Annotated in this window: 13 protein-coding genes and 1 pseudogene; 7 read left to right on the plus strand and 7 right to left on the minus strand. The window is 68.5% G+C overall.

Annotated features, from left to right (window positions below; all coding sequences use genetic code 11):
- Both purL and FDA38_RS23975 read left to right on the plus strand, forming a co-directional pair.
- Entirely contained in the window at positions 1–2,262 is a 2,262-nt protein-coding gene (gene purL / locus FDA38_RS23970) for a phosphoribosylformylglycinamidine synthase subunit PurL (RefSeq protein ID WP_137256312.1), read from the plus strand.
- Positions 2,263–2,319: 57 nt separating this feature from the next.
- Entirely contained in the window at positions 2,320–2,814 is a 495-nt protein-coding gene (locus FDA38_RS23975) for a DUF1707 SHOCT-like domain-containing protein (RefSeq protein WP_137256313.1), read from the plus strand.
- Here the strand turns inward: FDA38_RS23975 and FDA38_RS23980 are convergent.
- Positions 2,803–3,774: a LacI family DNA-binding transcriptional regulator gene (locus FDA38_RS23980; RefSeq protein WP_137256314.1), complete on the minus strand. Its 972-nt coding sequence runs from the start codon at positions 3,772–3,774 to the stop codon at positions 2,803–2,805. The two genes, FDA38_RS23975 and FDA38_RS23980, sit on opposite strands and share 12 nt — an antisense overlap.
- Positions 3,775–3,973: 199 nt before the next feature.
- Between FDA38_RS23980 and FDA38_RS23985 the strand changes: the two genes are divergently transcribed.
- From FDA38_RS23985 to FDA38_RS24005, 5 genes are read left to right on the plus strand one after another with little or no spacing between them, the layout of a single operon-like run.
- Positions 3,974–6,376, plus strand: a complete 2,403-nt coding sequence (locus FDA38_RS23985) for a beta-L-arabinofuranosidase domain-containing protein (protein ID WP_137256315.1) — start codon at positions 3,974–3,976, stop codon at positions 6,374–6,376.
- Positions 6,377–6,403: 27 nt separating this feature from the next.
- Positions 6,404–7,108, plus strand: a complete 705-nt coding sequence (locus FDA38_RS23990) for a DUF1707 domain-containing protein (protein WP_137256316.1) — start codon at positions 6,404–6,406, stop codon at positions 7,106–7,108.
- Positions 7,105–7,638, plus strand: coding sequence for a hypothetical protein (locus FDA38_RS23995; RefSeq protein ID WP_137256317.1), 534 nt, complete (start codon positions 7,105–7,107; stop codon positions 7,636–7,638). The genes FDA38_RS23990 and FDA38_RS23995 overlap by 4 nt, the downstream gene beginning before the upstream one ends.
- Before the next feature lie 14 nt (positions 7,639–7,652).
- Positions 7,653–8,195, plus strand: a complete 543-nt coding sequence (locus FDA38_RS24000) for a GNAT family N-acetyltransferase (RefSeq protein ID WP_202877797.1) — start codon at positions 7,653–7,655, stop codon at positions 8,193–8,195.
- Complete coding sequence (locus tag FDA38_RS24005) at positions 8,192–8,848, plus strand: cupin domain-containing protein (protein ID WP_137256319.1); 657 nt, start codon at positions 8,192–8,194, stop codon at positions 8,846–8,848. Before FDA38_RS24000 ends, FDA38_RS24005 begins: the two co-directional genes overlap by 4 nt.
- Here the strand turns inward: FDA38_RS24005 and ptsP are convergent.
- From ptsP to FDA38_RS24030, 6 genes and pseudogenes are all read right to left on the minus strand, one after another.
- Positions 8,827–10,707 (minus strand): phosphoenolpyruvate--protein phosphotransferase, encoded by a 1,881-nt coding sequence (ptsP, locus tag FDA38_RS24010; protein WP_380090976.1) that lies wholly within the window; start codon positions 10,705–10,707, stop codon positions 8,827–8,829. The genes FDA38_RS24005 and ptsP overlap by 22 nt on opposite strands.
- Positions 10,708–10,731: 24 nt before the next feature.
- Positions 10,732–11,142, minus strand: a pseudogene (gene dhaM, locus FDA38_RS43555) (dihydroxyacetone kinase phosphoryl donor subunit DhaM); the annotation flags it as partial.
- A complete protein-coding gene (gene dhaL, locus FDA38_RS24015; protein ID WP_137256751.1) occupies positions 11,139–11,762 on the minus strand; it encodes a dihydroxyacetone kinase subunit DhaL in 624 nt (207 codons plus the stop codon). The pseudogene dhaM and the gene dhaL, both read right to left, overlap by 4 nt.
- 2 nt (positions 11,763–11,764) lie before the next feature.
- Complete coding sequence (gene dhaK, locus FDA38_RS24020; protein ID WP_137256321.1) at positions 11,765–12,769, minus strand: dihydroxyacetone kinase subunit DhaK; 1,005 nt, start codon at positions 12,767–12,769, stop codon at positions 11,765–11,767.
- Positions 12,770–12,811: 42 nt separating this feature from the next.
- On the minus strand, positions 12,812–14,050 hold the full coding sequence (locus FDA38_RS24025; protein ID WP_137256322.1) for an MFS transporter: 1,239 nt from the start codon (positions 14,048–14,050) through the stop codon (positions 12,812–12,814).
- Positions 14,051–14,076: 26 nt separating this feature from the next.
- A complete protein-coding gene (locus FDA38_RS24030; RefSeq protein ID WP_134110310.1) occupies positions 14,077–14,637 on the minus strand; it encodes an RNA polymerase sigma factor in 561 nt (186 codons plus the stop codon).
- Positions 14,638–14,677 lie beyond the last annotated feature (40 nt).

A 14,677-nucleotide genomic window follows, 5' to 3' on the forward strand; every position in this document is an offset into this window, starting at 1 on the left:
GTGTCCACCGACACCGTCAGCAATGCCACCAACACGCCTGAGGTCGAGCAGCCGTGGGCTGAGCTCGGACTGAAGCCGGACGAGTACCAGCGGATCCGGGACATCCTGGACCGGCGTCCGACCAGCTGTGAGCTGGCGATGTACTCGGTGATGTGGAGCGAGCACTGCTCGTACAAGTCGTCCAAGGTGCACCTGAAGCGGTTCGGCGAGATCCCGCAGGAGACGCCGACCGGGAAGATGCTGGCCGGTATCGGTGAGAACGCCGGCGTGATCGACATCGGCGAGGGGTACGCCGTCACGTTCAAGGTCGAGTCGCACAACCACCCGTCGTACGTCGAGCCGTACCAGGGTGCCGCGACCGGCGTCGGCGGCATCGTCCGCGACATCATCGCGATGGGTGCCCGTCCGGTCGCGGTGATGGACCCGCTGCGCTTCGGCCCGCTGGACGCTCCGGACACCAAGCGGGTGCTGCCGGGCATCGTCTCCGGCGTCGGCGGCTACGGCAACAGCCTCGGCCTGCCGAACATCGGCGGCGAGGTCGTCTTCGACCCGACGTACCTGGGCAACCCGCTGGTGAACGCGCTCTGCATCGGTGTGATGCGGCACGAGGACCTGCACCTCGCGAACGCGACCGGCGTCGGCAACCAGATGATCCTGTACGGCGCCAAGACCGGCGGTGACGGGATCGGCGGCGTGTCGGTGCTGGCTTCGGAGACGTTCGCCGAGGGTGGTCCGACCAAGCGGCCGGCGGTCCAGGTCGGCGACCCGTTCATGGAGAAGCTGCTGATCGAGTGCACGCTCGAGCTCTTCGCCGCGAACGTGGTCGAGGGCATCCAGGACCTCGGCGGCGGTGGCCTGTCCTGTGCGACCTCGGAGCTCGCCAGCGCGGGCGACGGCGGCATGCGGGTCTCGCTGGACAAGGTGCCGTTGCGGGACGCGTCGCTGTCGCCCGAAGAGATCCTGATGAGTGAGTCGCAGGAACGGATGATGGCCTGTGTCACCCCGGAGAACGTCGAAGAGTTCCTGAAGATCTGCGCGAAGTGGGACGTGCAGGCCGATGTGATCGGTGAGGTGACCGACACCGGCCGGCTGGAGATCGACTGGCACGGCGAGCGGGTCGTCGACGTACTGCCGGAGACCGTCGCGCACGAGGGGCCGGTCTACAACCGCCCGTACGCGCGGCCGGACTGGCAGGACGCGTTGCAGGCCGACGGCGCCGAGAAGTTGCCTCGGGCAAGCAGTGGCGCGGAGCTGCGGGACACCCTGCTGCGGTTGGTCGCCTCGCCGAACCTCTGTGACAAGTCGTGGGTGACGGACCAGTACGACCGGTACGTGCTCGGCAACTCGGTGCTCTCGCAGCCCGAGGACAGCGGGATGATCCGGGTCGACGAGACCAGCGGCCTGGGTGTCGCGGTCTCGACCGACTGCAACGGACGGTTCGCCAAGCTCGACCCGTACACCGGTGCGAAACTGGCGCTGGCCGAGTCCTACCGGAACGTGGCCACCACAGGTGCCCGGCCGGCAGCGGTGACGGACTGCCTGAACTTCGGCTCGCCGGAGGACTCGGGCGTGATGTGGCAGTTCACCGAGGCGATCCGGGGTCTGGTCGACGGCTGCATCGAGCTCGGCATCCCGGTCACCGGCGGCAACGTGTCGTTCTACAACCAGACCGGCGAGACACCGATCCTGCCGACCCCGGTGGTCGGTGTGCTCGGTGTGATCGACGACGTCACCCGCCGTACGCCGATCGGGTTCACGGCCGAGATGGAGGGTCACCAGCTGTACCTGCTCGGTGAGACCGAGGAGGAGCTGTCCGGCTCGGAGTGGGCGAACGTCATCCACGGTCACCTCGGCGGACGCCCGCCGGCGGTCGACCTCGAGGCCGAGAAGCAGCTGGCCGACATCCTGATCAACGCGTCGCGCGACGGGCTGATCGACGCCGCGCACGACGTCAGCGACGGCGGTGTCGCACAGGCGCTGGTCGAGTCCGCGCTGCGCGGCGGTGTCGGTGCGCGGGTGTGGGCGCCGGACGGGCTCGACCCGTTCCTGTTCCTGTTCGCGGAGTCGGCCGGCCGCGCGGTGGTCGCCGTACCGCGGACCGAGGAGGTGCGGTTCACCGACATGTGCACCGCCCGCCGCTTCCCGCACGCCAAGATCGGCGTGATCACCGGCGACACCCTCGACGTACAGGACCAGTTCGAGGTCCCGCTGGCAGAACTGCGTACGGCGTGGACGGCCACGCTGCCGTCCGTCCTGAACTGAGCCCCTGGTGCTCCTCCGGTCGTCTGGCACACTCGGTGGGGACGAGTGAGGTGATGGATGGCAGAGCGGCGGCCGGTGAAGCCGGGGGAGCTGATGGGCCTGGCGGCTGCGGCCGGCCAGGAGGCTCGGGCTGCGGCGGCTCGGCGGCGGATGGCTCAGATCCGGCTGACGGACGAGGAACGCCGGATCGCCACCGATGAGCTGGCGGAGCAGTTCGCGGTCGGGCGGCTGGACGAGTTGGAGCTGCATCGCCGGGTCGATCTGCTGAACGACGCGGTGACGCATGGCGACCTCCAGCCGATCTTTGCCGGGTTGCCGGCGCCCTCGTTGTACAAGCCGCCGGAGCGGAAGCCGGGGAAGTGGCGGTGGGCCGGGTTCGCCGCGGCCGCTTGGCTGGCGGTGCCGTTCGTGCTGACCGGGCTGCTGTTCATGGTGTTCGGCCGGGAGATCGCTGCGGCCATCTTCGGACTGCCGGCGCTGGCGTGGACGTTCTACGCGTACCGATGGGCGTCGCGTCCGGCCCGGGAGGAACGCCGGCGGTCAGGGTCCTAGCGTCGACTCGCGTGTGACCAGCTGGGCCGGGAGTTCGAGTACGCCGTGGTGTGGCGTGCCTGCGATCGCTTCCAGCAGCAGGGAGGCTGCGCGGCGCCCTAGGTCCTCGAGGCGGAGGTCGACGGTCGTGAGTGGCGGCCTGCTGGCCAGGGCCATCACCGGCCAGTTGTCGTAGCCGGTCACGGCGATCTCGTCGGGCACTGAGCGGCCGAGCTCGCGGAGGCGGTCGCAGACGCCGCGGGCGATCTGGTCGCTGCCACACGTGATTGCGTCCGGATCCTGGCGCAGTACCAGGTCTGTGGCTTGGCGACCCCAGCGTTCGGTCCACTCGCCGAACAGCGGCTCGGTGCAGAGGGCTGCGGCAACGGCATCGACGCGCTCGGCGGCTGATCGGTGGTGAGCCGGGCCGGTGATGTGGGCGATCCGAGTGCGGCCCAGACCCTGCAGGTGGGTGATTGTGGCGGCGGCGCCGGCTGCGTCGTCGACGATGACCGAGGCGTCCGCCGGATTGGTCGAGGCGGCTAGCGCGTAGACGACAGGCAGCGGTACGTCGATCGGCGGCCGCGGCTCGGTCCGCCGGCCGGTCACGACGATGCCGTCGACCCCACGCGCGACCAGTGCGCGCAGGTAGCTCTGCTCGCGTAGCGGATCGTCGCGGGTGTCGCACAGGACGGTCGCCAGCTCGCCTGCGCTGAGTACGTCCTCGACACCGCGCATGATTGGGATGCTGAAACGGCCCGAGCTGTCCGTGGTCAGCAGAGCGACGGTGTACGTCCGGCCGGACGAGAGCGCGCGGCCCCGGGCGTCCGGCGTGAACCTGAGCTGCGCGGCGGCCCGTCGTACCCGATCTCTCGTCTCCTGGCTCAGCTGGCCGGTGTTGTTCAGCGCCTTCGAGGCCGTGCCGGCGGACACGCCGGCCAGCGCGGCAACGTCGGTGATCCGCACGCCTGGCCTCTTCATCGCGTTTCCTTCCGTTCTCCGGCGGGAGCCTATCAGCAGCTCGTCACAGCGTTGCTGACCTGCGCTTTGATCTTGACCAAGGCCGTTGGCAGTCCTACGTTGTCAACGACGGAAAACGTGTGCGGTCTTTCCGTCGGTGTGATGTCCGCCCCCGTCACCCGAAAGGCGTATCGCCATGCCCGAACCCACCCCAGAAGGAATGCCCCGACGTGACTTCCTTGGTGTCTCTCTCGCAGCGGCGGCCATCGTGACCGCCCTCGATCCGGCCCACGCCGACGCTGTCCAACCGTCCGGACCACCCGCCGGTCGTGGCGGACACTATGTCCCGCAGCGCGCGCCGCTCCGGCCGGTGCCGTTCCAGAAGCTCCCGCCCGGCGCGATCGAGCCGCGCGGCTGGCTCGCGCAGCAGTTGGAGCTTCAGGTCGACGGACTCTGCGGCCGGTACGACGAGATCTCGGACTTCCTGGTCTACGAGACGAACGGCTGGGTCGATCCGGCGCAGGGAGCGTGGGAGGAGCTGCCGTACTGGCTCCGCGGGTTCGGCGACCTCGGCTACGTCACCGGCAACACCGGCGTGCTGACCAGGACGCAGCGGTGGATGGAAGGCATCCTGGGGACCCAGGCGGCCGACGGCTGGTTCGGTCCGGAGCGGCTCCGGACCTCGCTGGAGAGCGGGCCGGACTTCTGGCCGGGGATGCCGCTGCTGGCTGCGTTCCGGTCCTGGTACGAGTACTCCGGTGACGAGCGGGTCATTCCGTTCATGACGAACTACCTGGGGTTCCAGAACACGCAGCCGCCGGAGGTGTTCAACCGGTCGTGGGGTGCGTTCCGCTGGGGCGACAACATCGACAGTGCGTACTGGCTCTACAACCGCACCGGGGACGAGTGGCTGCTCGACCTGGTGACCAAGATGCACAGTGGGTCGGCGGACTACGTCGACGGCATCCCGACGTGGCACAACGTCAACCTGGCGCAGGGGTTCCGGGAGCCGCTGCAGTACTGGCTGCTGTCCGGGGAGGAGAAGCACCGCGCGGCGACGTACCGGAACTATGCGACGGTGATGGGGCTGTACGGGCAGTTCCCGGGCGGTGGGTTCGCCGGGGACGAGAACTCGCGGCCTGGGTTCGGTGATCCGCGGCAGGGGTTCGAGACGTGCGGGATCGTCGAGCTGATGCACAGCTGCGAGCTCCTCACCCGCTTCACCGGTGACAGGGCCTGGACGGATCGGTGTGAGGAGTTGGCTTTCAACTCGCTGCCGGCGTCGTACGACCCGCAGCAACAGGTGATGCACTACATCACCTGTGCCAACAGCGTGCAGCTGGATGACCAGCCGAAGCATGGGCAGTTCCAGAACCCGTTCCCGATGCAGGCCTACAAGTACGGCGTACACCAGTACCGGTGCTGTCCGCACAACTACGGCATGGGCTGGCCGTACTACGCGCAGGAGCTCTGGCTGGCGACCACGGACAACGGTCTGGCCGCGTCGATGTACGCCGCCAGCAAGGTGACTGCTCGCGTGGGTGCTGCTGGCGAGACCGTGAGCATCGTGCAGGACACGGAGTACCCGTTCTCCGACACGATCTCCTTCACCGTCCAGGGAGCGGCGCGATTCCCCTTGTATTTAAGGCGTCCCGGCTGGGCTCGCGACGTGTCAGTGAAGGTGAACGGCCAGCCGGTGCATGTCAGCGGCGACTGGCTCAAGGTGGACCGCAATTGGCACCCCGGCGATCGCGTGGAGCTGGTGCTGCCGATGCGGACGAGCACTCGGGTCTGGGACGACAACCAGCACTCGGTGTCTGTGGACCGCGGCCCGTTGACGTACTCGCTGCAGATCGACGAGCAGTACGAGCGCATCGGTGGAACTGATGAATGGCCGGAGCTCTCTGTCTATCCGGAGTCACCGTGGAACTACGGCCTGGTCGCAGGTGCGCGCTTCGACGTCGTACGACGGGACGCCGGCGCGAATCCCTTTACTACCGAGGGAGTGCCGCTCGCGCTGACCACGCAGGCGCGGCGGCTCCCGCAGTGGGAGACGGACACCGAGGACGTGGTCGGGCTGCTGCAGCCGAGTCCGGCGCAGTCATCAGAACCTGTGGAGACGGTGACGCTGATTCCGATGGGTGCGGCGCGGCTGCGGGTCACGTCGTTCCCGCAGGTGTCACCGCACGGCAAGGAGTGGAGCTACCGGACGCGGATCACGGCGTCGCATGTCAACGACGGTGACTCCCTCGAAGCTCCTGACTCGGGGCGGGTGCCGGAATCCTCTGCTGACACGTCGATTCCGCGCTTCACCTGGTGGGATCGTCGCGGGACGACGGAGTGGATCTCGTACGACCTGCGAGACGCTATCGAGGTGTCAAGGGTCTCCGCGTACTGGTACGACGACACCGGCTCCGGCCAGTGCCGGGTGCCGCAGTCCTGGCGTGTGCAGTGGCTGGACGGGGACACGTGGCGGGAGGTCGACAACACCACGCCGTACGACGTTGCAGTCGATCGGGTCAACACCACGACGTTCACGCCGGTGCGGGCGCAGTACGTCCGGGTGGAGGCGGTGCTGCAGCCGACGTACTCGGGCGGATTGCTGCTTTTGACATTCGACTGACCGCCTGGAGCTGCGAAAATAACCCCTGTGGGGGATGAACCGGCGCTGGAGCACGCGCTTCTCGAGCATCTGCAGTTCGCACCGTTGAGCCGGGCGGAGCTGTCACGCCGTACCGGCGTCGGCGATCACCGGGTCCAGGCTGCGTTGGACGACCTGGTCGCGGGGACGTACGTCGTACGGCGCCCGCAGGATGCCGGACCGGCCGACTACGAGATCACCGCGGCCGGATCCGGTCGGCTGCGAGTGGTCGAGGAGCTGGTCGAGTCGCCGTTGAAGATGATGGGGAAGCTGTTCGCGGCGACCGTCGCCGACACGATCCACCCTCGACAGACCACGCCGGCCGACCCTCGGGACCTGTGGCTGTCCGACGACGACCGGTCGGTCTGCTCGGAGGCGTTGGCGAACCAGTACGCCGTCGGGCGGATCGACAGGGGCGAGCTGGGACGTCGTACGGACCTCCTGCTCACCGCCAAGACCCGCCAGGAGCTGGACCCGATCTTCGAGGGCCTGCCGGTGCCCGAGCTGGCTGAGCCGATCACGCTGCCGCCCGGGGCGAAGGGGCCGAACTGGGGAACGGTTGCCGTGCTGTTGGTGCCGGTGCTCTTGGTTGTCGGGATCATCGGCCTCAACATCTGGCGCGGTCACGCGAGCCTCCCGACGGCGGTGCTCTACACGATCATCGCCATCTGTGTCTTCCTCTGGCCGTTCCGCAGTATGCGCAGGCGGAAGTGACGGACCCGGGCGTCGAGCGGCTGGTGCTCAGACACCTGGAGGGTCGGCCGCTGAGCCGCGTCGAGCTCGTCAGCCGCACCGGCGCCACCGACCACCAGGTCCAGGCTGCGCTGGACGAGCTGATCGGCACCGCGCACGTCGTCCGCCGCCCACAGGACATCGGCCCGGCCGACTACGAGCTCACGCCTGTCGGGGTGGAGCACCTGGCCCGGATCGGCCGCATGACCGCCTCGCCGGTCCCAGCTGCCAAACGGCCGGTGGTCAAACGTCAACCTGCCGCCAAGAGACGTCCGCTGGTGCGCCGGCCGACGGTCGCGGTCCGCACGCCGCGGTTCGAGGCGGAGCCCGAGCCGGCCGACCGGGAACTGATCGTGCGGCTGGCGAAGGACCTCGCGGTCGGAGTGGTGTTCTCGGGCGTGATGATCGCGACGCATACCTCGCTCCTGATGTTGTCCCTGGTTTTCTTGATCACCGGCGTCCGGATGTTCTCCACGTACCGAACCTGGGCCAAGAAGCGGCGTTCGGGGTGAACTAGCCTGTGCGCGTGGATCCTGTACTGCGGTTGGCTGTGCCGGCGGACGGGGCTGCTATTGCCGCCTTGGCCCGGGCCTCGGTGCTGGACGTGTTCCCGGCGTACTACGACGCGCAGGAGACCGCGAGCGCAGCCGAGCACATCACCACGCTGGATACCGCGCTGATCGACGACGGCACCTACTACGTGCACGAGGCTGACGGCCAGATCGTCGCCTGCGGTGGATGGAGCCGGCGGAACAAGCTGTTCAACGCGAGTACTGCGGGAGCCGACGAGCGCCTGCTCGACCCCGCGACCGAGCCGGCCCGCATCCGCGCCATGTTCGTCCGTGCGGACTGGACGCGGCGTGGACTCGGGAGAGCGATCCTGACCGCGTGTACGGACGCAGCGCGCGCGGAGGGGTTCACCAGGTTGGCGCTGATGTCGACGCTGCCCGGAGTACCGCTCTACAAGGCTTTTGGCTTCACCGAGGTAGAGGCTGCCCAGCTACCGATGCCCGACGGCACCGTGCTCGCCGGTGTCGCGATGGAACGACCGATAGAGGAGACGGCATGACTGCAGGCACCACTGTCACCGCACCGGACGGCAGCGAGGTCGTACTGGGTGAGATCGGGACCCGCGTGCTGCTGAAGAACTCGCGCGTCCGCGTGTGGGAGGTGTCGCTGCAGCCCGGTGAGGCGCAGGGCTGGCACCTGCACCACAACCCGTATGTCGTACTGTGCCTGTCGACGTCCCCGTGCCACATGGACTGGCTGGACGGCAGTCCGGCGCGGCAGCTGAGTGAAACCGTCGGCGGGTCCGTGTACCGCCCGGTGTCCCCGGTGCACATGCTCACCAACGACGGCGACGCGCTGTACCTCAACCGGTTGATCGAGGTCCTCGACCTGGGCGAGGAAGCCAGCGGCGACCCGCGCTTCGCTGTCGCCGGCGTCCCGGCCGAGTCCGGCTTCGAGCAGGCCGGTGAGCTCCCGGTGAAGGTGGTTGTCGACGAGGACGACGTACGCGTTCAGCACGTGACGCCCGAGGCCGGCGAGTCCTACACCTGGCGCACCGGCGCATACCCGGCCCTCGTGGTCGACCTGGACCTCGAACACCCTGACGTGACGTACCTGGAGCCCGGCGAGTCCTACACCCTGCCCGCCAAGCCAGAGCGCACCTCCGGCTTCAACCTGGTCGAACTGCGCTACTACAGCAGGCCGCGCACCTGATCTGCGTCTCTGGCTCTGAGCACTGCGGCAGTGTCGACCTGACTGAGGTCGGACTGCCGCAGTCGTGCTTTGACGAGTGGCACCTGCGGACCGACCGCGCTGAGCTCGGTGACGCCGAGGGCCGCGAGCAGTACTGCGGCTTGTGGGTCGCTGGCCAGGTCGCCGCAGACCGCGACGCGGACACCGGCGTTGCGGACGACGTGGTCGATGAGTTGGAGTACGGCGGGGTCCAGACCGTCGGCCAGCGAGGCGACCGCGGTGTTGGTGCGGTCGGCGGCCGTCGTGTACTGCGTCAGGTCGTTGGTGCCGATACTGACGAAGTCGAGATCCTTGGCGAGGGTGGCGACGCGCAGCGCTGCGGCCGGTACCTCGACCATGATGCCGACCTCGAGTCCGTCCCGCGGGCCGAGCTCGTCCAGTGCCCAGGCGACCTCGTCGGCGGTCGTGACCATCGGGAACATCACGTGGACCGGCGTCTCGGCTGCTACTCGACGGATGGCTTCGAGTTGGTCGCGCAGAAGCTCCGGGCGACGGCGGAAGACGCGGAGGCCGCGCTCGCCGAGGAACGGGTTCGCCTCCTTGGCCTGCGGGAGGAACGGAAGGGGCTTGTCGCCGCCGATGTCCCACGTGCGGATGGTGATCGGCTTGTTTCCAAGGGCTTGTGCGATCGCGCGGAACGCCTCGACCTGCTCGTCGACGGTCGGCGCAGTACGACGGTCGCCGAAGAGCACCTCGGTCCGTACCAGCCCTGATCCGTCGGCGCCTCGTGCGTCGACTGCGTCCTGGACGACGCCGACGTTCACGAGTACGTCGATGGTCCTGCCGTCGCGGGTGATCGCGTGCTCGTCCGCCTGGGCGACTGCTCGATCGCGCTCTACCTGCCGCTCGGCGATCGTCGCCCGCACGTGCTCCTCGTCCGGCGCAACCTCGAAGGTCCCGGTCCGTGCGTCGAACGCGATCGTCGCACCCGGCCGCACGTCGACATCGCCGATCCCGGTGATGAGCGGGATCCCACGGGACCGCGCCACGATCACCCCGTGGCCGGTCGTACCAGCCGCCCGCACCGCGATCCCTGCGATCCGCGTCGCATCAAGCGTCGCCGCAGTCGCAGCATCCAGCTCGGGTACTACGAGGATGCCGTCCGCCGGTGCATCCTCGGACGCTCCGACCAGAACCCGCAGCACTCGATCCCGCACAGCGCGGACGTCCTGCGCTCGTTCACGCTGGTACGCGTCGTCGAGTCCTTCGAAGGTCGCCGCGAGGTCGTCGTACACCTGCTGCCACGCGGCCGGCGCCGACGCACCGCCGGCGATCGAGGCACGCACATCGTCGAGCACCTTCCGATCACCGAGCAGCGCCAGGTGAGCCACGAAGATGTCGCCGTGCTCGGGGGTCGTGTCGCGCAACACCCGCAGTTGCTCACCGGCGGTTTCCAGGGCCTGCTCGAGCCGTCCAAGTTCGTTGTCTCCGGCAACATAACCACTCACGTCCACGCCCGAGCCCACCAACACCGCAGGCCCGATCGCCACATCCAAACCAGACCCACCCGCCGTGGAAGACCGTACATCGGGCGCGGGTTCGTCGCCGAAGCCTGCAGCGGCGAGCGTCTCGATCGCTTCCAGGGCCTCGGATGCCTGCCGACCGCTGGCCCCCACGCATACTCGATGACCTTGCTGGGCGATCAGCGTCGCGACCATGCTCAAACTGCCCGCATCCACCGGCCCTTTGCCGGTGTCCAGGTTGGTCAAGGTGACCGCCGCATCGAAGCCGTTCACCAGCCCGACCAGCCGAGCGGCCGGCCGCGCGTGCAGGCCGTGCTCGTTGCTGACGACAATCTCCAGCGACCGGTCAGGCTCCACAACCGGCTCCGCCTCAACAGTTGGAGTGTCGCCGAGATGGTCCTGTTTGCCGACTAAACCGCGTTCGGCCTCGGTGACCACCGCGTCGAGCGATGCGCCGGTTGAGGCGGTCACCACCGCGGCGACCAAACCCTCAACCAGAGGCGCACTGCTCAGACGGACGTGATCAGCGACGGACGGATCCACGAACTCGAGCGCCATCTCCGCGCTCAGCACCGCACTGCCGAGATCGAGCAGCACCAGCACCCCATCCGGGCTGTCCGCAGCAGCGAGCGCCTCCGACACCGCCATCGCGTCGGTCCCGAACGTCGTCGCGTCCAACCCGGCCGCGACCGCGATCACCGGACGCTTGTCCTCGGCAACCATCTCCGACGCGAGCCCGACCGCCGCATCGGCCAGCGCCCGGCTGTGCGACACCACCACGATCCCGATCATGCGAGCGTTCGGGCCGCAGACTCCAGAATCAGCGTCGTGCTGGTCGCCCCGGGATCCTGATGACCGGCACTCCGCTCACCCAGATAGCTCGCCCGCCCTTTCCGCGCGACCAGCGGAACCGTCGCATCCCGCCCCTTCGCCGCAGCCTCGGCCGCCGCGGTCAGCGCCGGACCGACGTCCGATCCACCCGCCACGGCAGCGTCGTACGCCTCCAGTGCCGGCGCCCAGGCGTCGTACATCGTCTTGTCGCCGAGCTCGGCCTTGCCGCGGGTAAGTACACCCTCGACACCCGCATGCAGCGCCTTGCCGACCGCCTCGGCGGTGATCGGCGCGACGCCGGCCAGCGCGGTCCCGAACCGCAGGAAGAACGTGCCGTACAGCGGCCCGCTCGCCCCGCCGACCTTGCTGACCAGCGTCATCCCGGCCTTCTTCAACAGCTCGTCGGCGCTCTCGAACGACGTCTCGTCGAGCACCGCCACGATCGCCTGGAACCCGCGATCCATGTTGGCGCCGTGATCCGCGTCCCCGATCGCCGAGTCCAGCTCGGTCAGGTACGCCGCGTTCTCGTGCAGCACGCCCGCGGCATCCCGCAACCAGTTGACGAAGGAATCGACTCCCATGCTCACGCGCCCCAGCGTAGGCCGGGGGTGTTCACCGGCGCGTCCCAGAGACGTACCAGTTCGTCGTCCACCTTCAACAGCGTGACCGAGCAGCCGGCCATCTCCAGCGAGGTGATGTAGTTGCCGACGAGGTTGCGGGCGATCGTGATGCCGGCGCGGTCGAGCAGCTGGGCCACCTCGTTGTACATGATGTACAGCTCGATCAACGGCGTACCGCCCATACCGTTGACGAAGGCAATCACCGAATCGCCTTGCTGATAAGGCAGATCGGAGACCACCGGATCGACCAGCATCGCCGCGATGTCCTTGGCGGGTGCCAGCGGCAACCGTTGCCGGCCGGGCTCGCCGTGGATGCCGATGCCGACCTCCATCTCGTTGTCGGCCAGGTCGAACGTCGGCTTGCCCGCGGCCGGGACCGTGCACGACGTCAGTGCCATACCCATGCTGCGACCGTTGTCGTTCACCCGGCGGGCGAGGTCCGCGACCTGGGCCAGCGGCTGGCCTTCCTCAGCGGCCGCACCGACGATCTTCTCCAGCAGCACGGTCACCCCGACACCGCGGCGACCGGCCGTGTAGAGGCTGTCCTGGACGGCGACGTCGTCGTTCGTCACGACCGACAGCACCTCGGTGCCGGCGTCGGCCGCGGCGAGCTCGGCCGCCATCTCGAAGTTCATCACGTCGCCGGTGTAGTTCTTCACGATGTGCAGTACGCCGGCGCCCGCGTCGACCGCCTTCGTCGCTGCCATCATCTGGTCCGGCACCGGGGAGGTGAACACCTCGCCCGCGCAGGCTGCGTCCAGCATCCCGAGCCCGACGAAACCGCCGTGCATCGGCTCGTGCCCTGACCCGCCACCGGAGATGAGCCCCACCTTGCCCGGCCTCGGCGCGTCCTTGCGGTAGACGATCCGGTTCTCCAGATCCACCCGCAACCGATCCGGATGCGCTGCCGCCATCCCCCGCAGCGCTTCACTCACAACATCACCTGGGTCGTTGATGAGCTTCTTCATGTCCCCATCTGAGCACACGCCCGCCCATTACGGGAGCCCCGATCAACCCGCCGTCGTACCCGACACCTCCGACAGCAACGGGATCGACCGGATCGGACGACTCAGGGTGAGCAGTACGGCGCTGAGCACGAGCAAGACGCCGAACACCAGCAGCGCTGTCCGCGAGCCGGAGCCTTCGAGCATCAATCCGCCGAGCAGCGGTGCGAGCGGGTTGGTGCTGCTCGCCAGGAACATCACCGCGCTCTGCGCGCGGCCTTGCAGGTTGTCCGGGGTGATCAGCATCTGGTAGCCGAAGAGGCCCGAGTTCAGTGCAGGCAGCAGGAACATCGCGAACGACGGCAGCACGATCAGCACTGCGGCGTGCGTGGTGAACGCGGTCGCGCCGAAGGTGATGCTGGTGATCCAGGTGGACGCGATCGTGATCCTGCCGGTGCTGAACCTCGCGAGCAGTTTCGGTGCGGCGATCGCTCCCAGCAGGCCACCCACCCCCAGGCCGGTCTCCAGCAACCCGATCACCGGCGTCGGTACGCCACGCTGCTGCATGCTCAGAATGAGCACGATGACCGTGCCGTTCGCGGCGAAGTTGAGGATGGTCGCGACCGTGGCGATCGTGCGCAACGCGGGCTGGCGGAGTATCCACGTCAGCCCGGAACGGATCGCCTTCAGCATCGGCTCGTGCTTGTCGCCGTCGGGCTTGGCCGCCGGCAGCGGGTGCCGGATCGTCGACAGCATGACCGTCATCACGAGGTACGAGATCGCGTCGACGGCCACCGGGATGACGCGGCCGACAGAGTAGAGCACGCCGCCGAGCGGTGCTCCGATCAGCGCCGCCAGGTTCTGCCGGCCGTGGCTGGCGGCGAGGGCGGTCCCGATGTCGTCGGGGTCGACGATCTGCCGCAGCGCACCGGCCTCGGCCGGGACGAACAGGACGTAGCCCGCACCGCTGAGCAGGCTGACGGCGATCAGGTGCGGCAGCGTCAGTACGTCGAGCCACCCGGCCACGGCGACCGATCCGTACAGCACGGTCCCGAACAGGCTGTACCCGATCAGGATCCGGCGCCGGTTCCAGCGATCCGCCAGCGCGCCGCCGGGGAGCGACATCAGGGTCGATCCGAGCGCACTCGCCGCACCGATCAGGCCGGCTTGAACAGGGGACCCGGTGATGGCCAGGCCGAGCAGCACGAAGACGAACGAGCTCATCGCGGAGCCGATGGAGCTGATCGTCTGGCCGGTCAGCAGCTTGAGGTAGTCACCGTTGTGCAATAACCCCCGGGCGGACATAACCCGGAGGGTATGTCTGGGGCAGGTCAGTCCTTGGGGCGCAAGAGCGGCCGGACGACCTCGCGGGCATCGTGGATCCGGGACTTGACCGTGCCCAGCGGTGCGCCGACCTCGGCCGCGATCTCCTCGTACGACAGGCCGTAGACGTCGCGGAGCACCAGGGGAGTGACCATCTGGGGACGGTCGCGCTCCAGCGTCTCCAGCGCCTCCAGGAGGTCCAGGCGGGTGCCGGCGATCACGCTGGTGGTCCGCGGGTCCGGCTTCTCCATCTGCTCGGGGTTGTGCGCGGCCTGGGCGCTGCGCTTCAGCTTGCGGTACGTCGAGCGGGCGGAGTTGGCCGCGACGGAGTGGACCCAGGTGGAGAAGCTGCTGCGGCCGGAGTACGTGTTGATCTTGGTGGCGATGTTCAGCAGCGCTTCCTGAGCGGCGTCCTCGGCGTCGGCGGAGTACGGCAGGACGCTGCGGCAGATCCGCAGGACGCGGGGGTAGACCTGCCGTAGCAGATCGTCCATCGCGTTCTTGTCACCCGCCTGCGCCTGCTCCGCGAGGGTTGCGAGGTCGTCGGTCGGGCTGGTGCTCTCGCTCATCTGCGCCTTTGCTCTCGATCGGCCCCGGCACGGGACACTC

It is taken from the genome of Kribbella jiaozuonensis, from assembly GCF_005233875.1.
Taxonomy (GTDB): Bacteria; Actinomycetota; Actinomycetes; order Propionibacteriales; family Kribbellaceae; genus Kribbella; species Kribbella jiaozuonensis.

Coding starts and splice junctions, on each gene's coding strand:
- FDA38_RS24030 (WP_134110310.1), bottom strand. CDS start 14,637: ATGAGCGAGAGCACCAGCCCGACCGACGACCTCGCAACCCTCGCGGAG.
- FDA38_RS23985 (WP_137256315.1), top strand. CDS start 3,974: ATGCCCCGACGTGACTTCCTTGGTGTCTCTCTCGCAGCGGCGGCCATC.
- FDA38_RS23980 (WP_137256314.1), bottom strand. CDS start 3,774: ATGAAGAGGCCAGGCGTGCGGATCACCGACGTTGCCGCGCTGGCCGGC.
- dhaK (WP_137256321.1), bottom strand. CDS start 12,769: ATGAAGAAGCTCATCAACGACCCAGGTGATGTTGTGAGTGAAGCGCTG.
- FDA38_RS23975 (WP_137256313.1), top strand. CDS start 2,320: ATGGCAGAGCGGCGGCCGGTGAAGCCGGGGGAGCTGATGGGCCTGGCG.
- FDA38_RS24025 (WP_137256322.1), bottom strand. CDS start 14,050: ATGTCCGCCCGGGGGTTATTGCACAACGGTGACTACCTCAAGCTGCTG.
- FDA38_RS24005 (WP_137256319.1), top strand. CDS start 8,192: ATGACTGCAGGCACCACTGTCACCGCACCGGACGGCAGCGAGGTCGTA.
- dhaL (WP_137256751.1), bottom strand. CDS start 11,762: ATGGGAGTCGATTCCTTCGTCAACTGGTTGCGGGATGCCGCGGGCGTG.